Source organism: Pseudomonas sp. HUK17, from assembly GCF_001566765.1.
This window is the reverse complement of the sequence record NZ_LSMW01000008.1, coordinates 37,374-61,513: the sequence shown is the minus strand read 5'-3', so window position 1 is coordinate 61,513 and position 24,140 is coordinate 37,374. Positions and strand designations below refer to the sequence as shown.

The following is a 24,140-nucleotide window of genomic DNA, read 5'->3' as shown; positions in this document are numbered from 1 at the left end:
ATGAGTCGTTATCGTCCGCCGCGCACCGTCGGCACGCCGCTGATCACCGCCGCCGGCGAAGCCCGGCTGCGCGCCGAACTCCACGAGCTGTGGAACGTGCGCCGGCCCCAGGTCACCCAGGCGGTGAGCGAGGCGGCCGCCCTGGGGGATCGTTCGGAGAACGCCGAGTACATCTACGGCAAGAAGATGCTGCGCGAGATCGACAGCCGGGTACGCTTCCTGCGCAAACGCCTGGAAAATCTCAAGGTGATCGACGAGCGGCCCGCCGATCCTACCAAGGTCTACTTCGGCGCCTGGGTCACCCTGGAAGACGAAGCGGGCGCCGAAAAGCGCTACCGCATCGTCGGCCCGGACGAACTGGACCTCAGGCAGAATCTCATCAGCATCGACTCGCCCCTGGCGCGCGCCCTGGTGGGCAAGGCACTGGACGCGGAAGTCCGCCTGCAGACGCCGGCCGGCGAACAGTGCTGGTATATCGTCGAGATCGAGTACCTCGATAACTGATCGCTTCGGCAGGCGCTTCCGTCTGAAAAAATGTGATTCAAGTCACATAAATAGGGCAACATCTAGGGCGCAACTGGCGGAGGACCGCCACCTTCTCAAGCAAGGATTCGCTGCATGAGAGCGCCGACGCTTTACGCTTTGCCTAATCAACGCCTACTGCGCTGGCTCGTGACCAGCCGGGACCCGCTCGACGAAAATCTGCTGCGGCAGCTGCTGGCCGGCCCGTTTTCCTCGCGGGGCTCTATGTTCGTCGGGGCCCTGAACAGTCTGTTGATCAGTTGGACCTGCGCCCTCCTGCATCCCACGCCCTTGTTCATCGGCTGGATGATTCTCGATACCCTGATCTGGATCACCCGCCTGTTGCTGCTGCACTGCATCCAGCTGATGGAAGGGCTCGCGCCGCCGCGGCTCAGCGAAGTCTCCCTGCTACTCGGGCTGCTGTGGACGGCCACCCTGGGCCTGGGCACGGCCGCCTGCGTCCTCAGCGGCGATGTGGTGCTGCAGGTGCTGGGCTGTACCTCGGCGGTGGCCATGAACGGTGCCATCACCATGCGCAACCAGGGCATCCCGCGCTATGCCTTCTTGCAGATCCTGCTGACCGACATCCCGATGAAACTGGCCACCCTGTTCCAGCCCGAGCCCATGCTGCGACTGTTCCTGCTGCAGGCACCGCTCTATCTGACGGCCAACTGGATGCTGCTGGACAGGCTCAACCGCACCCTGGTGCGCGCCCTGACGGCCGAAGTCGATAGCCGTTGGCATGCCACTCACGACAGCCTGACCGGACTCTACAATCGCGCTGGCATTCTCGCGCTGCTCGAAGGCGCCCTGTACCGGCCTCGCTCGGAGTCCGGGCGCGTAGCGGTCTTCTATATCGATCTGGACGACTTCAAGGGCGTGAACGACTCCCAGGGCCATGCTGCCGGCGATCGTCTGCTGCAAGCCTGCGGCGAGGTGTTGACCCTGAGCGTGCGGCAGAGCGATTTCGCCGGACGCCTGGGCGGCGACGAGTTCCTGCTGGTGATGCAGGACGCCACCGAAGACGGGGCTCGGGACCTGGCCCAGCGTATCCTCGGACGCCTGGTGTCACAGGGCACGAGCGTGAGCATCGGCATCGCCCTGCAGCGGGCCATGGAGGACAGCCCGACCCTACTGGCGCGGGCGGACCAGGCGCTCTACACCACCAAGCTGGCCGGCAAGGGCGGCTTCAGGCTGGCGGATACCTGTGCTAGCGCCGTCGGGTAATCACGCCCTGGCGCGCCACCCGAGTCAATTCCCGCACCAGGGCTGCGAGACCGGCTTGGCCCGGCGACTGCACCACGGCGAAGTCGAAGCTGTCGTCGCCGAAGCCGCGCAACTGCTCGGCGCGGTCGGCGAAGCGGATTTGCAGGGTACGGCTGTGGGGCCAGCGCTTGGGCCAGCCTTCGAGATAACGCAGCAGGGTGGGCTGGTCGGGACCGCCGAGCAGGATGGCCGGATGACAGGCGAGCTTGCCCTGGGTGAGCGGAGTAAGGCGTAGCGGGAGCGGTAGCATGGACGAAATTCCGCCTCGTGGATCCAGCTGGGCGGTAGTACGAGGCCTGTTCCGTCCAGCGCTTTAGCGGTATTTGGGAGCGCCCCGCAAGTTGCTGTTTAAATCGGCGCAGGATCATCCTAGGGAGGGCTCGACCGCCCTGTCAAGCGACCCTCAACCGTCTTCGTGCCTGGCACCTTTGGCGTTCGTCGTGGCCACTGCCGGCGCCTCGAGACGCGCTCGTTCGCGACTGAAGGCCACCCGATACTTGTTGACGCTGGCCACGTAGTTGACCACCCCGATGCCCACCTCCTCGGCGGCGATGCGTTCGACCTGGAAGAACCAGCGATCACCGTCCAGCCCCTGTTTGCGGGCCTTGGCCCTGAGCGCCTGGACGCGCTCCGGGCCCAGGTTGTAGGCCGCCAGGGTAAAGGCGCGGCGTTCGCGCTCGGTCAGGCGTGGACTGGAAAAGAATTCCCGGCGCAGGCGAGCCAGATAACGGGTGGCGGCCTTGACGTTGTCTTCGGCGGAATGCAGGTTGCGCACCCCGACACTGCGCGCCGCCCGGGGGGTGATCTGCAGCAATCCTGCGGCGCGTCCGGCGCCGCGGGCGTGGGGATCCAGGCCGGACTCCTTGTAGGCCATGGCGGCCAGGGTCAGCCAGTCGAAGTCGTAAGCCTTGGCGTAGCGTTGCAGCAGCGGTCGCACCTGGGCCAGGCGCTTGCGGTCGTGGGCTTGCAGCGGATCGCGCACCTGGTAGCGGCGGGCAGAGGCCTGGCGAAAGGCCTTGTCGTCGTCATGCGCCTGGGGTTGCCGGGCGAAGGCCCGTATTCGTTCGGCGAGCTGGTGCGCCGGGGCGCGCAGATACCAGAGCTGTGCCTGGTCATGGGCCACCACCACCCGATCAGCCACCCGCAGGCGCGACAGCACCCGCGCCCAGCGATGGGCCAGCCCGGACTCGACGACGGTGAGCGGATAGATGCCGGCCTGGGTCAGTTCCAGGACGTCTTCCACCGCCAGGGTCGGATCGGCCCACTCGACCTGTACCGGCCGCAGCCGGCGCCTTTCCAGCTGGGCGTTGAGCCGTGCCAGGGCCGGGCCGGCGGCACTGCCCTGGGGCAGCACCACCCGGCGCCCGGCCAGTTGTTCCAGCTGACGCGGCAGGCGCTGGCCGCGTCCACCCACCACCACCAGGCTGGTGGGCGCCGCCACCGACGCGGCGATCAGCGCCGAATGCGGCGGTGGCAGCAGGGTTTCGCCCGGCGCCACCAGATCGCCCTCGCCTCTCTGCAGCGCCGCCAGCAGATCGTCCTTGGCCTTGGGGACAAGGACCAGGCGCAACGGCCGGCCCCCCGGTTGGTGCCGCAGGTAGCGGGCGAAGGCCTCCAGACGCCGATACTCGATGCCCAGGGCCTGACCGTTCCATTCGCCAGAGCTGTGGCGACTCTGGTTGACCAAGACGCGCAATTCTCCGGCACGCTCGATGGCGACCAGATCGCGGGCCGCGACATGGCGCGGCGCCTCGGGTGGCAGGGCGCCGAGCCGCGCCTGGGCGGAACCGGCGAGCAGGCAGCCGAGGATGGCAAGGGTGAATCGAAACGGCATCCAGGACTCCTGACCTGGCCGGGACAGCGCCGATAGCACCCGGACTACGGATAGAATGAGAGAACAAAGTCTGTAGAAGGTCCGCACCATGCAATTGATCGACATCGGCGTCAACCTCACCCACCCCAGTCTGCTCAAGGAAGTGGACGCGGTGATCGAGCGGGCCCAGGCCGCCGGTGTGATGCAACTGGTGCTGACCGGTACCACCCTGGAAGACAGTGAGAACGCCCTCAATCTCTGCCTGCGCCTGGACGCGGGCGAAGCGCTGTTCAGCACCGCCGGCGTCCATCCCCACGAAGCCTCGACCTGGAACGCGGCCGCTGCCAGGACCCTGCGTGACCTGGTCAGCCAACCCAAGGTGCGGGCCCTGGGCGAATGCGGCCTGGATTTCAATCGCGACTTCACCCCGCGACCGCAGCAGGAGCGCTGCTTCGAGGAACAGCTGGCGCTGGCCGCCGAACTACACCGCCCGGTGTTTCTCCATGAGCGCGACGCCAGCGAGCGAATGCTGGCGATCCTGCGCGACTATCGCGACCATCTGCCGGCGGCGGTGGTGCACTGTTTCACCGGCGAGCGCAAGGCGCTCTATGGCTACCTGGATCTCGACCTGCACCTGGGCATCACCGGCTGGATCTGCGACGAGCGCCGTGGCCTGCACCTGCACGAGCTGGTCGGGCAGATCCCGGTCGGGCGGCTGATGCTGGAAACCGATGCCCCCTTACCTGCTGCCACGCACCCTCAGACCCAAGCCGCGCCATGGCCACAACGAACCGGCCTTCCTCCCCGAGATCCTGCGTACCGTGGCGCGCCTGCGCAACGAAACGCCCGAGCAGACCGCCCTGCACACCACCGCCACCGCTCGTGCCTTCTTTGCGCTGCCGGAGATCGCCGTGCCAGAGCGGGTCGAGGAATTCGACTAGGCGCAGGACGCCGTTGCGCTAAAGTCGAGGCCGCGCGGGCCGTTAAACTCAGGGCTTGTTCCACGGCGTTGCGCCCCTGTTCGCGGGACGTTGACGCCAGTCAAGATCCGGGGCGCGCCGGCCTGCCAGGCTGTGCGGCCCCGCCGACTGGAGGCCCCCTATGTTTGCCTGGCTGCGCGATATCTCTCTCAAGTACAAGTTCTGGGCGGTCAATGCCGTTGCCTTCGTCACCAGCCTGCTGCTGGTGCTGTTCGCCATGCAGCTGGAAGTCTCCGGTCGCGCCGAACAGCTCAAGGCGGTCAAGGCCGCCGTGGGCGACGCGGCGGCCAAGCTGAGCGCCCCGACCTTCGGCGACATCTTCCTGGCCCGAGCGCCGGAATACGCCCTGGCCGTGGGTGTGCTGATGCTGGTGCTGCTGGTGGCCTCGCAGCTCCTGATCCGCTTCATCCTCGGCAATCTGCAACGCCTCAAGGACACCATGCTGCGGGTGGAGCGCGACGGCGATCTCACCGCCCGGGTCGAGGTGCGCGGGCATGACGAGGTCGGGCAGATGACCCAGGCCTTCAACGCCATGCAGGACAGCTACACCCGCGTTGTCGGTACCGTGGCCGCCAGCGCCTCGCGGTTGGACGAAGGCGCCGGGCGCCTGGCCAGCGGCATGCAGGGCGTCCGCGGCGGCATGCAGGATCAACAGCACGAGACCGATCAGGCCGCCACCGCCATCAACGAGATGAGCGCCACCGTGCAGCAGATCGCCGAGCACGCCGCCGGCACCCGCGACCAGTCCCAGGAAGCCGACCGCCTGGCCGGCGCCGGCCAGCAGGCGGTGGAGCGCGTCAGCCATTCCATCGCCGACCTGTCCCAGGGCGTGCAGCAGACCGCGGTGATGATCCAGGAGCTGGCCGAGAACAGCGAGCGCATCACCAGCGTGGTCAACGTCATCCATGGTATCGCCGAGCAGACCAACCTCCTGGCGCTCAACGCCGCCATCGAAGCCGCCCGCGCCGGCGAGGCCGGCCGTGGCTTCGCCGTGGTGGCCGACGAGGTACGCAACCTGGCCAAGCGCGTCCAGGGTTCCACCGACGAGATCACCCGCATGGTCGACGGTCTCCAGGCGGGCACCCGCGATGCCGTGGAATTCATGCGCGAGAGTTCGCTCAAGGCCGACGACTGCGTGGTCCAGGCCGGCGCCGCCGGGCAGGCCCTGGCCGACATCACCGCCGCCGTGACCCTGATGCGCGACAGCAACACCCAGATCGCCGTGGCCGCGGAACAGCAAGCCCAGGTGGCGGAAGAGATGAGCAGGTCGGTTGTAGGCATCCGCGATGTCACGGAAAGGACCATGCTGCTGACGCAGGAGTCGGCCAGCACCAGCACCGAACTGGCCGCCCTCGCAGGAACCCTGAATCAGGCGATCCGCCAGTTGCGCCTATAGCCTCCATAGCGAGAGCGCATTCGCACGGTTGCACGACAGGCGGCAAGATGCCCGCACGTTTTCGGAGAACCGTCATGCGCTCGGTCACCACCCTCACTTCCGCCGTGCTGTTGTTGCTGGGCCTGGGCTGCATTGCCCAGGCGCTGGGCAGCGCACACCCTCAACCGCTGATCCTGGCGGCCGTCGTCTGCCTGGTGGCCTTCGCCCTGCAAGCGCCTGACGCCCTTCCCGTGCCTCAGTCGCTGCGCGCCTGACGGCCACGCAGCTGGCGTTTCAATCGCTTCAGCGTCCTGGCCAGAGCCGCCGTGTCCTGCGGCCGACCGGCATAGCGCTGCGCCTGGAATTCCTGGGCAAAGGCCAGGATCGCCGCGCGTGCCGCTGGCAGTTCCGCCATGGCGCGCCCGGCGAAGCGGCCGGCCGTTTCGCCGCTTTCGCGCGTCACCCCCTGGCGTGCCAGCAGGCGTTCGAACTGGGCGAAGCGTGCCAGCAAGGGATCCCGGGTCCGCTGCCAGGGCTTGAGCACCAGCAGCGTCATCACCCCGAGCACGCCCAATACCAGCAGCGCCAGGAGCAGCCCCAGCCGTTGCAATGAGCCCTCGCCGAGCAACCGCTTGAGCAATTCGCCCTGGGTATCCTCTTGGTAGTTGAGCACCCAGCGCTGCCAGCCGTAGTTGATCCGGTCCCAGCCCAGACGCAGCTCATTGAGCCAGGCCAAGTCGCGATAGCGATTGGCGGCGAAGGGGTTGTCCGCGAGGAATTCACTGGCCGCGCCCTGGGCCGCCAGAGCCTCCTGCAAGCCGCGCTCCACCCGCTCGGGCGCCACCTGGGCAGTAGGATCGACGCTGATCCAGCCCCGCCCCGGCAGCCAGTACTCCACCCAGGCATGGGCATCGAATTGCTGCACTAGCAGATAGCCACCCGCGGCATTGAATTCGCCACCTTGGTAGCCCGCCACCACCCGCGCCGGGATACCCGCCACCCGCAAGGCGAAGGTCATGGCGCCGGCATAGTGGGCGCAGAAACCGCGACGGTTATCGAAGAGAAAAGCGTCGATGGCATCGACGCTGGCCGTGGGCGGCTGCAGGGTGTAGACGAAGGGCTGCTGGCGGAAATAGGCCAGGATCGCCTGGGCAAGGGCTTCAGGGGTCGGCGCACGCGCCTTGAGCCCGGTCACCCAGGCGCGGGTGCGCGGCTCGCCGCCGCTGGGCAGCTGCAGCGCCCGGCGCTGGCTGGACGCGGACAGCCGCTCCGCCTCGCGGGTCGCCTGTGGCCAACTGGATACCCGATAGAGCAACGCCTGGTCCACCGGACGGCGGCGCTGCAGATGGAAGTCGCTGGCCAGGCGCACGTCACGCTGATCGCTGCGCGCCACGTCCAGGCCATAGAGCCAGGGTCGACCGCTCGGCTCCATCACCACCTGATAGTCCAGCCGGGGTCCAACGGGCGTCCAGGCCGGCTCCGGACTCCAGGCCGTGTCGGGGTCGACCGACCAGCGCGCGCCGTCGAAGCGCTCGTAGGTGGTGGCCCGCCAGTAGAGGTCGCGCTGCGCCGGCCGCTCGCCGTCGAAGCTCACCCTGAACACCCGCTCGGCGGACTGCGACAGCTGGGCGATCTCCCCGGGCGCCATGCTGTCGCCCAGCCCGGTGCGCGCCTGGTCGCCCGGTTGCGGCAGCGACCACAGCGGACCGATACGGGGAAACACCAGGAACAGCAGCAGCATCAGGGGCACCGCCTGCAGCAGCAGCGTGCCGGCGACCCTGAGAGTCGCCAGCGGGCGGCTGGCCAGGGTGCTCTGCTGCAGCCCGATCAACGCCGCCACCAGGGCGGTCACCGGCAGCAGGCTGTAGAGCGCGGCGAGCAGGCCGTCCTCGAACAGGTAGGCGATCACCACGGAAAAGAAACCCAGGTAGATCACCACCAGGGCATCGCGGCGACTGTGCATCTCGATCAGCTTGAGGGCGAAGGTCACCAGCAGCAGCACGGCGCCGGCGTCCAGGCCGATGAAGGAGCCGCGCGACAGCCAGATGCCGCCCATGGTCAAGAGCAGCAGGCCGCCCTTTTCGATCCGCGTCGGCGCCCGCACCCTCATGCGAAACAGCAGCACCCGCCAGCCGGCGCAAAAGGCCCAGAGCAGCCCGACCCAGGGCGGCAGATGGGTGAGGTGCGGCAGGATCACCAGGGCCTGGGCCACTAGCAGCCAGATCAGGGCGATGCGCGGAATGGGTTGCGGCACGGCGCCACTCATGCCGGCCGCCCGAACAGGGCCAGAGCCTGCAGCGCCGCGTCGCGATGGCTTTCGCCGCTAGCCGGCGGCAGCTCTACCCCGGGCACCCTCAGGCCGAAGCGCAGCTGGCGGGCGCTGCAATCGAGCACCGCCTGGCACAGCCAGGACAGCCGCGTCTCGGTGTCGCCATCGAGCACGCTGAAATCCAGCCAGAGTTCGCTACCGGCCAGGGCGGTGAAGTCCTTGACCAGCAGGCCCTGGCCCCGGGAAAAGGCCTTCCAGTCCAGCCGCCGGCGCGAATCGCCCGGCTGATAGGGCCGCAGCCCCTGGAAGTCGTCGGCGCCCTGCCCCGTCTGGCGCTGGCCCTCTTCGCTTCCGGCAGCCTGGCCACTGCGCAGCGGCGTCGTGGTCGCCAGTGGCTGCGGGTAGACCAGGGCGCGTACATCCAGGTCCAGCCAGCTCCAGGCGACGAACAGGCCAAGGGGGAAACGGCTCTCCACCCGCAGTCGCCCGGGCCTCAGCCAGCCACGGCTCGGCGCCGGATGAAAGACCTGCAGGGCGACGCTCTCCCCCGCTGGTACGTCGCTGAGCATCAGCGGCTCGTTGCGCCAGCCCAGGGCGATCCCCTGGTGCGCGCGGCGATCGCTCTCCAAGCGCAGGCGAAAGCCGGCGGCCTCTCCGGCGAACACCGGGCTGGCGCCGTCACTGGCCAGTTGCAGGCCGGCCAGGTTGCGATAGGTGTGCAACATGGCCACCAGCGCCAGGGAAAACAGCAGGAAGGTCAGGCCATAGGCCAGGCTGTTCTGGTAGTTGATGCCGGCCAGCAGCATCAGCAGCAGGGCGATGGCGAAGGCGCCGCCCTGGCGGGTGGGCAGAATGAAGATGCGCCGCTGATCGAGGGTGATGCGCGTGGCCGGGGGAATCCGTCGGGCCAGCCAGCCGTCTCGATAGCGCTGCCAGGCGCCGCCGGTCACAGCGCCGGGACTTCGCGCAGCAGCCATTGCACCAGGGCGCCGCCACCGTGCCCGGCGGGATCGGCGATGTCGCGCAGCCGATGCCCGGCCACCGCTGGCAGCACCGTCTGGACATCCTCGGGCAGCACATGGTCACGGCCCGCCAGCAGCGCCCAAGCCCGCGCCGCGGCCAGCAGCGCCAGGCTGCCGCGGGGCGACAGGCCGAGGGCGAAGGAGGTCTGGGTGCGGGTGGCTTCCACCAGGCGCAGTACATAGTCCACCACCGCCTCGCTGGCATGGATGCGCGGCACCTCGGCCTGGATCAGCCGCAGCTGGGCGTGATCCAGCAGGGGCTCCAGCCGCGGCAGCTGGTCGCGTCCGGAGCCGCCGAGCAGCAGCGCCCGTTCCGCGGCGCGACCGGGATAGCCGAGCGACAGCCGCATCAGGAAGCGATCGAGCTGGGATTCCGGCAGGGCGAAGGTGCCGCCCTGGGAGACCGGATTCTGGGTGGCGATGACGAAGAAGGGATCGGGCAAGGGCCGGGTGGCGCCCTCAATGGTCACCTGTCCCTCTTCCATGGCTTCCAGCAGCGCGCTCTGGCTCTTGGGCGTGGCGCGATTGATCTCATCGGCCAGCAGCAACTCGGCGAACACCGGCCCGGGATGGAAGACGAACTGGCCGCTGTCGCGATCGAACACCGAGGTGCCGAGGATATCGCCGGGCAAGAGATCCGAGGTGAACTGGATACGCTGGAAGGACAGCCCCAACACCTTGGCCAGGGCATGGCTGAGGGTGGTTTTGCCCATGCCGGGCAGGTCTTCGATCAGCAGGTGCCCCCGTGCCAGCAGGCAGGCCAGCGCCAGCCTGACCTGGGTTTCCTTGCCCAACAAAACGCCGTCTACCGCCTTGAGACAGGCGTTCAACCTATCGTGCATACCCTGAGGTCTCTCGCCTTGCGCCGACGCGAGAAGGCGTCGGCCTGCAGAACGAGAATAGCAGCACCTTTTGCTGGCGACCGCCGCCCTGGAGGTTTACCGCTTATTTCAGGGTGGCGAGGATGTCTTCCACGGCGCGCGCCGGATCGGCGGCACGGGCGATGGGTCGACCGATCACCAGGTAGTCGGAGCCGGCGTCCAGCGCCTCGCGCGGAGTCAGGATGCGACGCTGGTCGTCCAGGGCGCTGCCGGCCGGGCGGATGCCGGGAGTGACCAGTTGCAGCGCCGGTTGCGCGGCCTTGAGCGCCGAGGCCTCCTGGGCCGAGCACACCAGGCCGTCCATTCCCGCGCGGGCGGCGAGGCCGGCCAGGCGCAAGACCTGCTCCTGGGGATCCACGTCCAGGCCGATGTCGGCCAGGTCCTCACGCTCCATGCTGGTCAGCACGGTGACACCGATCAGCAGCGGCTTTGGGCCCTGGAAGGCCTCCAGGGTCTCGCGACAGGCGGTCATCATGCGCAGGCCACCCGAGCAGTGGACATTGACCATCCAGACGCCCATTTCCGCCGCGGCCTTGACCGCCATGGCGGTGGTATTGGGAATGTCGTGGAATTTCAGGTCGAGAAATACTTCGAAGCCGCGCGTGCGCAGGGCTTCCACCACCCCGGCGGCGCTGGCGGTGAACAGCTCCTTGCCAACCTTGACCCGGCAGCTGGCGGGGTCGAGGCGGTCGGCCAGCGCCAGGGCGGCGGACGACGAAGGGAAATCCAGGGCGACGATGATAGGAGACGGGCAGGCGGACATGGGCGCTCTCGGCAAAACGGCAAAGGCCGGCATTTTCGCAGAAAAGCGCCGCGTCGGCACTTGGCCGCTGTCTGCATGCACTCCCCTCCTTCAACTTGGCTTGAGCAATCGCTCGCGCAGCCAGTTGCCCGCCGGACCCAGCGGCCGCCGCCGCGACCAGACCACGTCCACCGCCACCCGTTGCGGCCAGCCCGGCACGGCCAGCTCCACCAGGCGGCCCTGGCCGAAGGTCGTCACCAGCCACAGCGGCAACTCGGCCCAGCCGAAGCCCTGCACCGCCATGTCCAGTAGCAGCAGATAGTCCGGGGCCGACCAGCAGCGGCCACGGGTATCCGGCAGACGGCTGACCTGCTGGGAGGCCTCGGTCACGGTGCTCAGACGGAGCAACCGGTAGGGTGCCAGGTCAGCCGGTGTGACCCGCTCCAGCGCGGCCAGCGGATGATCGGCAGCGACATAGAGGCCAAAGGTCACCAGGCCATCCAGGGTCGCCGCTTCGATATCCGCCGGATAGGGTGGCTGACCCGCCAGCAGGCCCAAGTCCGCCCGCCCCTGTACCAAGTTGAGCACATCGGCGTCCTCAGCGATCAGGCATTCGAATTCGAGATCCGGATAGCGCTGGTCAAGCTCCGTCAGCAGCGCCTCATACCGGGTGGGCTGATAGGTATCGGAGATCACCAGGGTCAGGCGTGGCTCCACCCCGGCCGCCAGCTGGGTGGCGCGATTGGCCAGGCGATCGTGAGCCGACAGCACGGCGCGGGCCTGGTCGAGCAGTTGCTCGCCGGCCGCCGTGAGCAGGGGATAGCGGCCCTGGCGATCGAACAGCAGCACACCCAGTTCGTCTTCCAGCCGGGCAATGCTCTCGCTGATACTGGACTGGCGCTTGCCTAGCACCCGCGCTGCCGCACTGAAGGAGCCTGCCGCAGCGGCCTCGACGAAGGCCTCCAGAGCTTCGGCATTGGGATACATATCGGCTCAGCCTATGGATACCATTTTGATCTCCCTAGCTTAACCGATGAGACTGAAGGCCTGTCCATCGTGGAGGCATCTCATGTCCAGCCCGCTCACCCAGCGTCCCGTCAGCGCCCGCATCCTGCACGCCCTGCTGTTCGAGGGAATCGCGGTACTGCTTGCCACCCCAACCCTGGCCTGGCTGCTGGATCGGTCTCTGGGGCACATGGGCCTGCTAACCGCAGCCTTTTCCGCCATCGCCATGCTCTGGAACCTGGTGTTCAATCTGGGCTTCGATCGGCTGCAACAGCGCCTGGGCTTCACCCGTGGCCTGGGTGTACGGCTGCTGCACGCCCTCGGCTTCGAAGGTGGCTTGATCCTGGTGCTGGTGCCCCTGGCGGCCTGGTGGCTGTCCATCAGCCTGTGGCAGGCCCTGCTGCTGGACCTGGGACTGATCCTGTTCTTCCTGCCCTATACCTTGGCGTTCAACTGGCTCTACGACCTGGGTTATGCCGCCTGGCTGAAGCGTACGAACACGACTTGCCGGGCGCACTGATAAGCTCTCCCGTGGTCGAAGCCTTACAGCCACTCAAGGAGAAGAAAGATGCCCTGGTATGCCTGGTTGATCCTGCTGGTCGCCATAGGCTCGGTGGTCGGCAGCCTGCTCATGCTCAAGGACACGGCCCGCAAGGTGCCCTTGACCGACGAACAGAAAACCAAGATCCGGCAGCGCAATGCCGAGATGGATGCCAAGGAGGCCCAGGACCGCTAAGCGCACCCTGGCTCCCAGACAAGGCCCTGCCGCACCAGCGTGCCGCAGGGCCTTGCTTCGTCAGGATTCCAACGGCGCCTTGGTGTTGACGTACTCTGGCACCTGCGCCAGCGGCAGGCTGCGTACCTGCTCACGGGTCGGTCCCTGGCGTTTGGGTAGCGGGTCCAGGCGTTGCGGCTGACCGCTTTCCAGGGCGCGCTCGATGGCCGCCAGCACGCGCACGTCGCGCCAGCCCTCCTCCCCATCCATTTCCGGCTGCCGATCCTGCAGGATGCAATCGGAGAAATAGGCCGTCTCGCCGCCGAAGTGATCCACCACCGGCGCCTTGTGCTCCTGGGTTTCGCCCTCCACGGTCAGGCGGTAGCCAATGGCGACGCCCTCCCCGAATCCAAAGCACGGCGAGGCCTCGATCTCGCCCTTGCGGCCCACCAGCTGGAAACGCTCGGTATTGGGACCACTGAAGCTGACGGTAAAGCTCGCCAGCCGCTCTTCGGGGAAGCGCCGGGTCACGGCCACGGCATCCCAGGTCGTGACATCGCGCCCGGGTGTTTGCACGCCCACCGCACTGACTTCGATGGGTTCGTCGGCAAAGAGCGCCCGCACGGCATTGAGCGGATAGGGCCCCATGTCGGTGACCGGGCCGGCCCAGAAGCCGCTCTGCGCGCGGTGGTTGGCCGTATCGACCGGCTGGGTGAAGGTCGCGGTGAACAGGCGCGGATCGCCGATCTCGCCCTTGCGTACCCGCTCGATCATCTCCACCGTGCCCGGCTCACAGTGCAGGCGGTAGGCGATCATCAGCTTGGCTCCGGAGCGTTCTGCCGCGGCATTGATCGCCTGGCATTCTTCCTCGCTGATCGCCATGGGCTTTTCCAGCAGGACGTGAATGCCGGCGTCCAGCGCCGGTACGGCGAATTCCAGATGGCGGAAATTGGGCGTGGCCAAGTAAATGGCATCGATCTCGCCGGATGACAGCAGCGCCGGGAATTCTTCGTAGCTGTAGCTCTTGAGGCCGTACTTGGCGGCCAGGTCCCGCGCCTTGATGGGATCGCCGGTGACCAGGGCGGTCATCTCGGAATTGCCGGTCTGGCCGACCCCAGGCATGAAGGCGCCCTGGGAAATCCAGCCACCGCCTACTACCGCATAACGAATCTTGCCTGTCGCACTGGGCATGGAACGCTCCCGAATCCAGGCGGACGTTGTGTCCGCCACCTGAACTGTCGGCAAGCGTCGTGGCGAGTAAGTTCCGGACCGCTGTTCAACAACGGCAGGCCGCCCTCATCGGATTAACGGCGAAAGCGCAACTCGACTTCCGCGCCTTCGAAATCGTCGCTGCGATCCCGGCTGATCACTCGACCGCCCAGTTCGAAACGACCAGGGTCGTCCTCCTTGCGAAACAGCTGCGGCAGCAGACCTGCTTCGGCCACGCTGTTTTCAACCCGTTTGGCAGCCCCGGGATGCGATCTCAAGGCCTGAGGCGTATCGGCCTCACTGGGTACGCTGAGGTCGAGCGGATGGGCCGGCGTCGGCGTGGCCTTGGGCACGGCAGGTTTCTTGAGTTGACTGTTCTTGGCCAGGTCCCGCTTTTTCGGCGGCGGCGCAGGCAGCACCAAGGCCTTGGCCGGGAGCGGATCCAGCCGATACGCGCGCAGATCGGCGGCAGTGGCGGGTGGCGCTTTGCTCACCGGCGACTGGGCCATCGGCGCAGGCGTTGGTGCGGAAGAGGTCTTGGCCGTCGTTGGCGGCGAATCATTGTCGCAACCCACCAGCAGCAGGGGCACTGCCAGCGCCATCATCGCCAGGTATTCACGCATGGGCCCACCACTCAAGGCATCGCGCCTGGACCGGAGCGGCAGACGCGACAGGAGTCAGTCACTACAACCGACCCTCCTGCCCGGCGGCGGGTTCCGAGGGCGCCGCTAGGCGGCCAGGGTTTCCTGGCAGAGCTGACGGGCGAGCAGGCCCAGGGTCATCAGCGCCCGCTGGGCATCACGCCCCCAGGGCAGTCCGCAATTGAGGCGGATGCAGTGGTTGAATTGGTCGGTGTTGCTGAAGATCATGCCCGGGGCGATGCTCACCCCCTGATCCAGCGCCCGCTGGTGCAGCAGGCGGGTATCCACCCGCATCGGCAGGCTGACCCAAAGGATGAAGCCACCCTTGGGCCGACTCATCTGGGTACCCTCCGGGAAGTGCTCCTGGATCGCCAGCTGGAAGGCGGTCATGTTGCGCCGGTATTCCTGGCGAATGGCGCGCAGGTGGCGATCATAGCCACCGTTCTCCAGATAGGCCGAGACGCCCATCTGGGTCACGCTGCAAGCGGAATGGGTGGTAAAGGTCTGCAGCCGGCAGATGTCTTCCTGATAGGGTCCGGCCACCACCCAACCGATGCGCACCCCGGGTGAGAGGGTCTTGGAAAAGCTCGAGCAGTAGATGACGCGCCCCTGCTTGTCGAGAGCCTTGAGCGCCTTGGAGCCGCTCTCATAGGTCAGTTCGCCGTAGATGTCGTCCTCGACGATGGCGATGTTGCGCTCGGCCGCCAGCCTGAGCAGCTGCTTCTGCCGTGCCTCGGGCATGCTGCCACCTAGGGGATTGCTCAGGCGCGCGGTGACTACCAGGGCCTTGACCGGCCATTGGCTGGCCGCCAGTTGCAGCGCCTCGACGCTGAGCCCGGTCTCGGGGTCGCAGGGGATCTCGATCACCTTGAGACCGAGCACCTCGGCCAGTTGCAACAGGCCATAGTAGGACGGTGACTCGGTGGCGATCAGATCGCCCGGCTTGGTCAGCACCCGCAGCGACATCTGCAGGGCATCCACGCAGCCATGGGTGATCACCACCTCCTCCGGCCCCACCACCACCCCGGCGTCGCGCAGACGGATCGCCACCTGACGGCGCAGGGGCTCGAAGCCCGGACTGTGCAGATAGGAGAAAGCCGCACGGGCCTGGAAGCGGGTGACCTTGGACAGTTGCTGGTGCAGCGCCCGCAGCGGCAGGTAATCGGTCTGGGGCACGGCCATGCCCAGGGGCACCACCCCTTCGCGCCGGGATTCGGCGAGGACCTGGCTGATGATGCCGGCGCGGGTCACCAGGCTCGGTCGCTCCACCGTGGCGATATCCGGCGTCGGCGCGGTCAGCGCCGGGGTCTGGTGCACATAGAAGCCCGACTGCGGTCGAGCGCGGATCAGCCCCTGATCTTCCAGGGTGGCATAGGCCTGCAGGACGCTGGCGTGGCTCACGCCCAGCTGCTGACTCAACTTGCGCACCGACGGCACCCGCTCGCCGGGTTTGTAGACGCCCGTGCGGATATCGTTCGCCAATTGCTGGGCGATGCGCTGATAGAGCAACAGGTTGGTCATGGCGTCTTCCTGGACGAGAGCGGAACAGTAGCAGGCTATTCTGGAGGTATACCGGTACAGCTAGCCTCGACCTTAACGCTTCCCTTCCCGGGGCGGCAATGTCCAAAAACGACAAGGAACCGGCGTACCCCTCCATGACGCCTGAGGCTCTGCCGAGAGGCTTGCCGCGCCCATGAAAAAGCCCGCCAAAGGGCGGGCTCTTGGCTGACGCAAGGCCTCAGATGGCCTTTTCCAGCTCCGGGATCAATTCGAACAGATCGCCCACCAGGCCATAGTCGGCCACCTGGAAGATCGGCGCCTCCTCGTCCTTGTTGATGGCGACGATCACCTTGGAATCCTTCATGCCCGCCAGGTGCTGGATGGCACCGGAGATGCCGACGGCGATGTACAGCTGCGGCGCGACGATCTTGCCGGTCTGACCGACCTGCATGTCGTTGGGCACGAAGCCGGCGTCCACCGCGGCGCGCGAGGCACCTACCGCCGCGCCCAGCTTGTCGGCCAGGGCGTAGAGGATCTTGAAGTTGTCGCCGTTCTGCAGACCGCGGCCACCGGAGACCACCACCTTGGCGGCGCCCAGCTCGGGACGATCGGACTTGGCCAGCTCTTCGCCGACGAAGCTGGAAATGCCAGCGTCCTTGACCAGGCTCACGGCTTCGATGGCGGCGGAACCACCTTCGGCGGCGACCGGGTCGAAACCGGTGGCGCGCACGGTGATCACCTTGACCGGGGCCGTGGAGCGCACGGTGGCGATGGCGTTACCGGCATAGATCGGCCGCTTGAAGGTGTCGGCGGATTCGACGGCGATGATCTCAGAGATCTGGTCGACGTCCAGCAGCGCGGCCACGCGCGGCAGGAAGTTCTTGCCATTGGTGCTGGCGGCGGCCAGCACGTGGCTGTAGTTGGCGGCCAGCTCGACCACCAGCGGCGCGACGTTTTCCGGCAGCTGATGGGCATAGGCGGCGTTGTCGGCCAGGAGCACCTTGCTGACGCCAGCGATCTTGGCGGCGGCCTCGGCGACCGGCTGGGCATTCTGGCCGGCGACTAGTACATGGATATCGCCGCCGATGGCCTGGGCCGCGGCCACGGTATTCAGGGTGGCGCCAAAGAGGTTGGCGTTGTCGTGGTCGGCAATGACGAGAATGGCCATCAGATCACCTTCGCTTCGTTCTTGAGTTTTTCGACCAGTTCGGCCACGGACTTGACCTTGATGCCCGCCTGACGGCCTGCCGGCGCTTCTACCTTGACCACCTCGTAGGAGGCGTTCACCGCCACGCCCAGGGCGTCCGGGGCCAGGGTTTCCAGCGGCTTCTTCTTGGCCTTCATGATGTTGGGCAGCGAGGCGTAGCGCGGCTCGTTCAGGCGCAGGTCGGTGGTCACCACCGCCGGCAGCTTGAGCGATACCGTCTGCAGACCGCCATCGATCTCGCGGGTCACGTTGAGGCCGTCACCCGCCTGCTCCACCTTGGAGGCGAAGGTGCCCTGGGCGAAGCCGGTCAGGGCGGCCAGCATCTGGCCGGTCTGGTTGTTGTCGCTGTCGATGGCCTGTTTGCCAAGGATCACCAGCTGCGGCTGTTCCTTGTCGACCACCGCCTTGAGCAGCTTGGCCGTGGTGAGCGACGACAGCTCGGCGGTACCGGTGTCGATCAGCACGGCGCGATCGGCGCCCAGTGCCAGGGCGGTACGCAGTTGTTCCTGCGCCTGGGCGGGACCCGCGGTCACCACCACGATCTCGCTGGCGATACCCTTTTCCTTCAGGCGCACCGCTTCTTCCACGGCGATCTCGCAGAAGGGGTTCATGGACATCTTGACGTTGGCCAGGTCGACACCGCTCTGGTCGGCCTTGACGCGGACCTTGACGTTGTAGTCCACCACGCGTTTGACAGCTACGAGAACCTTCATGAATCCCTCGATTTATTCTGGTGAATAAACAGGACGCCAAGGCGGCCTTACGTTGGACACGACCCCTGCCGATCCAACCTTGTTGCAAATCTTTCCTATGTTGACCTCCACGGCAGCAGGGGTCAACGCGACAGTCCGTCAGGGGCCAGTAACTCCCGAGTCTAACAGGCTTGCAGAAAATTTAAACAAACGTTTGAATGGGTGTCAGGGAGCACGCCGGATATAATGAAGTCTTTTGTTGCACCCCTACATAAATAACCAGATCGTGAGTTTTGCCTGAGGAGAGTGAGCGGTGGAACGCGAATACATGGAATTCGACGTGGTGATCGTCGGGGCCGGCCCCGCGGGCCTGTCCGCGGCCTGTCGCCTCAAGCAGCAGGCGGCCGAGCAGGGCCAGGAGATCAGCGTCTGCGTGGTCGAGAAAGGCTCCGAGGTCGGTGCCCATATCCTCTCCGGCGCCGTCTTCGAGCCCCGTGCCCTGGACGAGCTCTTTCCCAACTGGAAGGAGCTGGGCGCGCCGCTCAACACCCCGGTCAAGCGTGACGACATCTATCTGCTCAAGGACGATCGTCAGGCGACCAAGGTGCCGAATTTCTTCGTGCCCAAGCCCATGCACAACGAGGGCAACTACATCATTTCCCTGGGCAACCTGTGCCGCTGGCTCGGCCAGCAGGCCGAAGCCCTGGGCGTGGAGATCTATCCGGGCTTCGCCGCCCAGGAACCGCTGATCGATGACCAGGGCGTGGTGCGCGGCATCATCACCGGTGACCTGGGCGTGGATCGCGAAGGCCAGCCCAAGGAGGGGGTCTACACCCCCGGCATGGAGCTGCGCGGCAAGTACACCCTGTTCGCCGAAGGCTGCCGTGGCCATCTGGGCAAGCAGCTGGGCCAGAAATTCAAGCTTGGCGAAGGTGCCGATCCGCAGCACTACGGCATCGGCATCAAGGAGCTGTGGGAGATCGATCCGGCCAAGCACGAGCAGGGCCTGGTGATCCATACCTCCGGCTGGCCGTTGGACAAGGAGAATCCGGGTGGTTCCTTCCTCTATCACCTGGAAGACAACCAGGTGGTGGTTGGTCTGATCGTCGACCTGGCCTACAGCAATCCGCACCTCTCGCCCTACGACGAATTCCAGCGCTACAAGCACCACCCGGTGGTGGCCCAGTACCTGGAAGGCGGCAAGCGCGTCTCCTATGGCGCCCGTGCCCTGGTCAAGGGTGGCCTGAATTCCCTGCCGAAGATGGTCTTTCCCGGTGGCGCCCTGATCGGTTGCGACCTGGGCACCCTCAACCCGGCCAAGATCAAGGGCAGCCACACCGCCATGAAGTCCGGCATGCTCGCCGCCGACGCCATCGTCGCCGCCCTGGCGGCCGGTCGCGAGGGTGACGAACTCCAGGGTTACGTGGATGGCTTCAAGGGCAGCTGGGTGCAGGAAGAACTCCATGCCAGCCGCAACTTCGGTCCGGCCATGCACAAGTTCGGTCCGCTGCTGGGCCCGGCCTTCGCCTTCGTCGAGCACAACCTGCTGGGTGGCGCCCTGCCCTTCACCCTGCACGACCGGCGCATGGACCACACCTGCCTGAAGAAGGCCGACGAGGCGCCACGCATCAGCTATCCCAAGCCGGATGGCAAGCTGAGCTTCGACAAGCTGTCCTCGGTGTTCCTCTCCAACACCAACCACGAGGAAGACCAGCCGGTTCACCTGAAGCTCAAGGACCCGTCGATTCCCATCGCGCAGAATCTGCCGTTGTACGACGAACCGGCGCAGCGCTATTGCCCGGCCGGGGTCTACGAGGTGGTCCGCGATGGCGGCGAGCCGCGCTTCCAGATCAATGCCCAGAACTGCGTCCACTGCAAGACCTGCGACATCAAGGATCCGGCGCAGAACATCACCTGGGTGGCGCCGGAAGGCAGCGGTGGTCCCAACTACCCCAACATGTAAGCGTAAAAAAAGGGCCCTTCGGGGCCCTTTCTCTATTCAGCGGGCGCGACGGGAAAGAAGCTGCCGCGACTCCAGAGGCCGAGCCAGGCCCGGCCCTCGTGGGTGCCCTCCTCGACCTTCTCCATCAACCGGTAGAACACCGCCCGATTGAGCCGCGCGTCCAGCCCGCCACGCACCCGTACATAGGGTGCCGGCTGGTCATCCTGTTCTTCGAAGCGCAGCGGATGCTCGGCAGCGACGGCGACCCTGTCGCCCACGTTGGTGACCAGATCCAGGGCCTGCGCCTTGCCACTGCCACTCCACTCGACGTCCACGGCCAGGAAGGGCACGTCTTCCACCTGGATGCCCACGCATTCCACGGGCGTCACCAGTACATAGCGCTCGGGATCGCGACGCAGGATGGTAGAGAACAGGCGCACCATGGCCGGGCGGGTGATGGGCGTACCCTGGTGGTACCATGTCCCATCACGGGCGATGCGCATGTCGATGTCGCCACAGAAGGGCGGATGCCAGAGGTCCACGGGCGGCAGACTGCCCTCTTCGCCCGTCGGCAGTTGCGCCAACAGGTTGCGCGTCACATCGGCCTGGCTCACGTCTTTTTCCTCTAGCGACTGCCCAACCCTAGCAGGCGTTGGGCGTATTGATTGAGCGCTGGTCCGAGCAGGTCTTCCGGGCGCTCGTCATAGAACGTCAGGAAACCGCCACGACTACGGATCCGCGCGGTGTCCACCAAGCGAAAGGTGGCGGTCTCCACCAGCATCATCTGCACGACGCTGCGATCGCGACCGACCCGCCCGATATCGTCCTGATCTTCCCACTCCTCCCAGGTGCCGATGCGATCGTCTGCGCCGGCGAAGCGGGTATAGAGCACATAGTGGGCGCCCAGTTGCCGGGCCTTGGCCATGGCTTCATCGAAGCCCTCGGGCTTGTCCGCGCGCCTTACCCGCGGGAAAAACTCCACGAAGCCCTTGAAGGCCTCTTCGGCTACCACGTTGGGTCGAGCATAAGGATGGCCGATGGGTACGAAGGCGCCCTGGGCTATGTAGATATAGGAGTCGGCCTGCAAGCGAAAGTTGTTCAGCCGCTGGGTCTTGCTGTAGTCGAGCAGCCCCGCGTCGCGCAGGTGGTACTCGACACCGGACGCCATGTCGCTGACGTTCATGCAGCCACCCAGGCAGGCCAGCAGCACGGAAATGAAGAGAAAACGCAGTTTGACCATGAAAAGCAGACCCCTGTCCGGCGCCAAGTTGTCGTCGATACAGGGGCCTTAGCAGCTTTCGCGCCAGCTCCAGGCGCAACGGGTGAATCAGCCGCCGATGATCTTCATGACGGTCACGCCGCCCGAGAAGGCCACATCCTGCTTGTCGCCCAAGGCCTTGACCAGCAACCGCTGCAACGCCGGCAGGGCCAGATGACGCGGCTTGTCCAGCAGATCGCCGACATAGTGGCGGTTGCTCGACGACAGGCAGCCATGCAGCCAGCCGGTGGACGACAGGCGCAGCCGCGAGCAGGTCCGGCAGAAGGGCACGCTTTCATTGGCGATGATGCCGAAGTGACCGCCCGACTCGACGCGATAGCGCAGCGCGGTGGAATCCACCGGTGCATCGGCCTGCACATAGGCATGGCGCGAACCGATGATCTCCAGCAATTCGGCAAGGGGCACCAGCTGGTTATTGAAGGTCGCGGGATTCTTGGCCAGGTGCCCCATGCGCATCAGCTCGATGAATCTGAGCTCGAAACCGCGCTCCAGGCAGTAGTCCAGCAACGGTAGCACCTGGTCGAGATTCTGGCCACGCAGGGGCACCATGTTGAGCTTGATCTTGAGTCCGGCAGCACGCGCCGCTTCGAGTCCGGCCAGCACCGTGGCCAGGTCACCACCGCGCGCCAGACGGGGAAAGGCCTCGGCGTCGAGGGTATCGAGCGAGACGTTGAGGCGCCGGATGCCGTGATCGATGAGGAAGTCCAGCTTGCGTGGCAGCAGCTGACCATTGGTGGTCAGGCTAATGTCCTTGAGACCGAGCTGGGAGACACGGGCGAGAAAGGGCTCCAGCCGCGGCGTGACCAGGGGTTCGCCCCCGGTGATGCGCAGCCGTTCGATGCCGGCGGCATCGATGAGGTATTCCACGCCCCGGGCCATGGTCTCGGCACTGAGTTCGTCCTGCGCCGCTACGAGCCGCTTGCCGTTGGGCACGCAGTACGTACAGGCATAGTTGCAGGCCGCCGTGAGGCTGATCCGCAAGTTGCGAAACGCCCTACCCTGGCGGTCGACGATCATCTTGGGGTACTCCACTAGAACAAGAGAAAAGGGATGATGCGGCATCCCTTGCCTCTATCGGACCCTAGGATCGGACAGGCGTTTCGACGTCTCGCTTGCGCCGGTTGCCCATGCGCACGCCGATCTCCATGAGGAACTGGAAGAAACCTTCCTGATCCTCCAGCACGTCGCGCCAGAACGGCGAATGGTAAAGGGCCACGGCCCCGTGCACCAGCGCCCAGGCGGCGCAGTAATGGAAATAGGGCGGGACGTCCTCGAGCTTGCCTTCGTCGATCCGACCTTCGATCAGGCTGGTCAGCCGCTGGAAATTGGAGGTGCGGATGCTGTGCAGCTGCTCGACCAGTTCGGGCACCTGACGCGTCTTGACCACCTTTTCCTCGAGTCGATCGAACAGGCGATAGCGCTGCGGATCGCTCATGCGGAATTCGAAATAGGCGCGGGAGAGCGCTTCGCGATCCCGGGCGACGTTGTCCGACTGGAACAGCTCGGCCAGGTCCCGCTCGTAATCCAGCATCAGGCGCAGATAGATCTCGGCCTTGGAATTGAAGTGCTTGTAGATGGTGCCTTTGCCGATACCGACCGCCTCGGCGATCATCTCGACGGTAACGCTGTCTTCTCCTTCGGAGAGAAACAATTGCAGAGCGGTATCGAGGATTTCCTGTTCGCGGCGACGGAACTCGCGGACTTTGCGGGATTCTTTCTGCATGGCAGCCCACTTGTTGTTTTGAAAAGGGATAGGGCCTTCGAATCGCCAGTTGCCCCTCGGCATACCGGCACTTCGTCACACCTTGGGCGAGCTCCACCGAAAGCATCGGTGAACCGCACGGGCGCGCCCCTTATTATGCCCCATCACACCCAGATTGTACGGATCGAGTCAATGTCTTCCTGGAAGCACGAATTCCCTCAGGCCTACGCCATGAGATACCTCAACCACGCGGCCGTGGCCCCGTGGCCCAAGCGCGCCGCGCAGGCCGTCACCGAATTCGCCGCCGAGAACTGCCAGTATGGTGCGCGCAACTATCCGACCTGGCTGGTCCTGGAGCAGCGCCTACGTGATCGCCTGACCCGCCTGCTCAATGCGCCTTCCAGTAGTGACATCGCCCTGGTGAAGAACACCTCCGAGGCCCTCTCCTTCGTGGCCTTTGGCCTGGACTGGCAGAGTGGCGACCAGGTGGTGATCAGCGACGAGGAGTTCCCCTCCAATCGGGTGGTCTGGGAAGCCCTGGCACGCTTTGGCGTCGAGGTGGTGGAAGTCAGCCTGGGTGACACCCCCGAGGCCAATCTGCTGGCGGCCTGCGGTCCGCGCACCCGACTCATGGCCATCAGCGCCGTGCAGTACGCCAGCGGCCTGCGCCTGGACTTGCCCCAGCTGGGCCAGGGCTGCGAGGCCAAGGGCGTGCTGCTGTGCGTCGATGCCATCCAGCAACTGGGCGCCCTGCCCTTCGATGCCCAGGCCTGCAACTGCGCCTTCGCCATGGCCGACGGCCACAAGTGGATGCTCGGCCCGGAAGGCCTGGGGGTGTTCTACTGCCGCGCCGATCTGCGCGAGCAATTGAAACTGCACGAGTACGGCTGGCACATGCTGGACAACGCCGGCGACTACAGCCAGCGCGAATGGCAACCGGCCAAGACGGCGATGCGCTTCGAGTGCGGCAGCCCCAACATGCTGGGTGCCGTAGCCCTGGAGGCGAGTCTGTCACTGCTGGAAGATGCCGGCATGGAGCAGGTCGGCAAGGACTTGCTGGCGCGGATCGAGCTGCTCGACAGCTATATCCGTCGCCTGCCCGGCGCGATCCTGCATTCGCCGGTCAATGCCGAGCGCCGCTCAGGCATCCTCACCTTCTCGCTCGAAGGCTGGGACAACCGCCAACTGTTCGAACGCCTCAAGACCGCCGACGTGGTCTGCGCCCAGCGAGGTCCGGGCATTCGCCTATCGCCGCACTTCTATACCAGCGAGCACGTGCTGGAGCAGACCCTGGATCTGGTGGGCGCGCTGGCGCGCTTCTAATGGTCGAAAGGCACGGGATAGCCAGTGTTGGGGCAGCGCTATTCCAAAACTGTTT

At 66.1% G+C, this 24,140-nt stretch carries 24 protein-coding genes and 1 pseudogene; 9 read left to right on the top strand and 16 right to left on the bottom strand.

Features of this window, described 5'->3' with window-relative positions:
* Window positions 1-504: a transcription elongation factor GreB gene (gene greB / locus AX284_RS04780; protein ID WP_068383832.1), complete on the top strand. Its 504-nt coding sequence runs from the start codon at window positions 1-3 to the stop codon at window positions 502-504.
* A gap of 270 nt (window positions 505-774) precedes the next feature.
* Window positions 775-1,749: a GGDEF domain-containing protein gene (locus AX284_RS04775; protein WP_236712143.1), complete on the top strand. Its 975-nt coding sequence runs from the start codon at window positions 775-777 to the stop codon at window positions 1,747-1,749.
* On the opposite strand, the gene AX284_RS04770 is transcribed toward AX284_RS04775, so the two are convergent.
* Together AX284_RS04770 and AX284_RS04765 are read right to left on the bottom strand one after the other, a co-directional pair.
* On the bottom strand, window positions 1,733-2,038 hold the full coding sequence (locus AX284_RS04770; protein WP_064307449.1) for a hypothetical protein: 306 nt from the start codon (window positions 2,036-2,038) through the stop codon (window positions 1,733-1,735). The two genes, AX284_RS04775 and AX284_RS04770, sit on opposite strands and share 17 nt — an antisense overlap.
* 153 nt (window positions 2,039-2,191) lie before the next feature.
* Window positions 2,192-3,622 carry a transglycosylase SLT domain-containing protein gene (locus AX284_RS04765; RefSeq protein ID WP_068383828.1) on the bottom strand — a complete coding sequence of 477 codons (1,431 nt, stop codon included), beginning with the start codon at window positions 3,620-3,622 and terminating at the stop codon, window positions 2,192-2,194.
* Between the two features lie 88 nt (window positions 3,623-3,710).
* Here AX284_RS04765 and AX284_RS04760 point away from each other — a divergent pair.
* The 3 genes and pseudogenes from AX284_RS04760 (at window position 3,711) to AX284_RS04750 (ending at window position 6,231) form a co-directional block, all read left to right on the top strand.
* Window positions 3,711-4,542: pseudogene (locus AX284_RS04760) on the top strand (TatD family hydrolase).
* A 160-nt stretch (window positions 4,543-4,702) separates the two neighbouring features.
* Window positions 4,703-5,977 carry a methyl-accepting chemotaxis protein gene (locus tag AX284_RS04755; protein ID WP_068383826.1) on the top strand — a complete coding sequence of 425 codons (1,275 nt, stop codon included), beginning with the start codon at window positions 4,703-4,705 and terminating at the stop codon, window positions 5,975-5,977.
* Between the two features lie 74 nt (window positions 5,978-6,051).
* Complete coding sequence (locus AX284_RS04750) at window positions 6,052-6,231, top strand: hypothetical protein (protein ID WP_068383824.1); 180 nt, start codon at window positions 6,052-6,054, stop codon at window positions 6,229-6,231.
* Here AX284_RS04750 and AX284_RS04745 read toward each other — a convergent pair.
* The 5 genes from AX284_RS04745 to AX284_RS04725 all read right to left on the bottom strand — a co-directional run bounded on the left by AX284_RS04745 (window position 6,213) and on the right by AX284_RS04725 (window position 11,857).
* The gene (locus tag AX284_RS04745; protein WP_068383822.1) at window positions 6,213-8,222 is read right to left on the bottom strand and encodes a transglutaminase TgpA family protein; all 2,010 of its coding nucleotides are present in this window, start codon (window positions 8,220-8,222) and stop codon (window positions 6,213-6,215) included. The genes AX284_RS04750 and AX284_RS04745 overlap by 19 nt on opposite strands.
* Window positions 8,219-9,202: a DUF58 domain-containing protein gene (locus tag AX284_RS04740; protein ID WP_068383820.1), complete on the bottom strand. Its 984-nt coding sequence runs from the start codon at window positions 9,200-9,202 to the stop codon at window positions 8,219-8,221. The genes AX284_RS04745 and AX284_RS04740 overlap by 4 nt, the downstream gene beginning before the upstream one ends.
* Window positions 9,172-10,089, bottom strand: a complete 918-nt coding sequence (locus AX284_RS04735; protein ID WP_026083939.1) for an AAA family ATPase — start codon at window positions 10,087-10,089, stop codon at window positions 9,172-9,174. The genes AX284_RS04740 and AX284_RS04735 overlap by 31 nt, the downstream gene beginning before the upstream one ends.
* Window positions 10,090-10,192: 103 nt before the next feature.
* Window positions 10,193-10,891, bottom strand: a complete 699-nt coding sequence (pyrF, locus tag AX284_RS04730) for an orotidine-5'-phosphate decarboxylase (protein ID WP_064307442.1) — start codon at window positions 10,889-10,891, stop codon at window positions 10,193-10,195.
* 90 nt (window positions 10,892-10,981) lie between these two features.
* On the bottom strand, window positions 10,982-11,857 hold the full coding sequence (locus AX284_RS04725; RefSeq protein ID WP_017641900.1) for a LysR family transcriptional regulator: 876 nt from the start codon (window positions 11,855-11,857) through the stop codon (window positions 10,982-10,984).
* A gap of 82 nt (window positions 11,858-11,939) precedes the next feature.
* Between AX284_RS04725 and AX284_RS04720 the strand changes: the two genes are divergently transcribed.
* A complete protein-coding gene (locus AX284_RS04720; RefSeq protein ID WP_068383818.1) occupies window positions 11,940-12,395 on the top strand; it encodes a multidrug/biocide efflux PACE transporter in 456 nt (151 codons plus the stop codon).
* 48 nt (window positions 12,396-12,443) lie between these two features.
* Window positions 12,444-12,611, top strand: coding sequence for a DUF2897 family protein (locus tag AX284_RS11695; RefSeq protein ID WP_007160578.1), 168 nt, complete (start codon window positions 12,444-12,446; stop codon window positions 12,609-12,611).
* A gap of 60 nt (window positions 12,612-12,671) precedes the next feature.
* On the opposite strand, the gene AX284_RS04715 is transcribed toward AX284_RS11695, so the two are convergent.
* From AX284_RS04715 to AX284_RS04695, 5 genes are all read right to left on the bottom strand, one after another.
* Entirely contained in the window at window positions 12,672-13,781 is a 1,110-nt protein-coding gene (locus AX284_RS04715; RefSeq protein WP_068383816.1) for a Gfo/Idh/MocA family protein, read from the bottom strand.
* Window positions 13,782-13,894: 113 nt separating this feature from the next.
* Window positions 13,895-14,422 (bottom strand): hypothetical protein, encoded by a 528-nt coding sequence (locus AX284_RS04710; RefSeq protein WP_017641896.1) that lies wholly within the window; start codon window positions 14,420-14,422, stop codon window positions 13,895-13,897.
* Between the two features lie 105 nt (window positions 14,423-14,527).
* Entirely contained in the window at window positions 14,528-15,961 is a 1,434-nt protein-coding gene (locus tag AX284_RS04705) for an aminotransferase-like domain-containing protein (protein WP_017641895.1), read from the bottom strand.
* Window positions 15,962-16,178: 217 nt separating this feature from the next.
* Complete coding sequence (locus tag AX284_RS04700; RefSeq protein WP_068383813.1) at window positions 16,179-17,108, bottom strand: electron transfer flavoprotein subunit alpha/FixB family protein; 930 nt, start codon at window positions 17,106-17,108, stop codon at window positions 16,179-16,181.
* Window positions 17,108-17,860 carry an electron transfer flavoprotein subunit beta/FixA family protein gene (locus tag AX284_RS04695; protein ID WP_068383811.1) on the bottom strand — a complete coding sequence of 251 codons (753 nt, stop codon included), beginning with the start codon at window positions 17,858-17,860 and terminating at the stop codon, window positions 17,108-17,110. Before AX284_RS04695 ends, AX284_RS04700 begins: the two co-directional genes overlap by 1 nt.
* A gap of 292 nt (window positions 17,861-18,152) precedes the next feature.
* Between AX284_RS04695 and AX284_RS04690 the strand changes: the two genes are divergently transcribed.
* Window positions 18,153-19,802 (top strand): electron transfer flavoprotein-ubiquinone oxidoreductase, encoded by a 1,650-nt coding sequence (locus AX284_RS04690; RefSeq protein ID WP_064307439.1) that lies wholly within the window; start codon window positions 18,153-18,155, stop codon window positions 19,800-19,802.
* Window positions 19,803-19,834: 32 nt separating this feature from the next.
* Here the strand turns inward: AX284_RS04690 and AX284_RS04685 are convergent, their stop codons facing one another.
* The 4 genes from AX284_RS04685 to AX284_RS04670 form a co-directional block, all read right to left on the bottom strand.
* Complete coding sequence (locus AX284_RS04685) at window positions 19,835-20,395, bottom strand: DUF1285 domain-containing protein (protein WP_068383810.1); 561 nt, start codon at window positions 20,393-20,395, stop codon at window positions 19,835-19,837.
* Window positions 20,396-20,406: 11 nt separating this feature from the next.
* Window positions 20,407-21,021, bottom strand: a complete 615-nt coding sequence (locus tag AX284_RS04680; RefSeq protein WP_093254574.1) for a DUF4823 domain-containing protein — start codon at window positions 21,019-21,021, stop codon at window positions 20,407-20,409.
* 87 nt (window positions 21,022-21,108) lie between these two features.
* Entirely contained in the window at window positions 21,109-22,077 is a 969-nt protein-coding gene (locus AX284_RS04675) for a GTP 3',8-cyclase MoaA (protein ID WP_017641889.1), read from the bottom strand.
* A 64-nt stretch (window positions 22,078-22,141) separates the two neighbouring features.
* Entirely contained in the window at window positions 22,142-22,783 is a 642-nt protein-coding gene (locus tag AX284_RS04670) for a TetR/AcrR family transcriptional regulator (RefSeq protein WP_007160588.1), read from the bottom strand.
* Between the two features lie 171 nt (window positions 22,784-22,954).
* Here AX284_RS04670 and AX284_RS04665 point away from each other — a divergent pair, with 171 nt between their 5' ends.
* Window positions 22,955-24,085 (top strand): aminotransferase class V-fold PLP-dependent enzyme, encoded by a 1,131-nt coding sequence (locus AX284_RS04665; protein WP_068383808.1) that lies wholly within the window; start codon window positions 22,955-22,957, stop codon window positions 24,083-24,085.
* Window positions 24,086-24,140 lie beyond the last annotated feature (55 nt).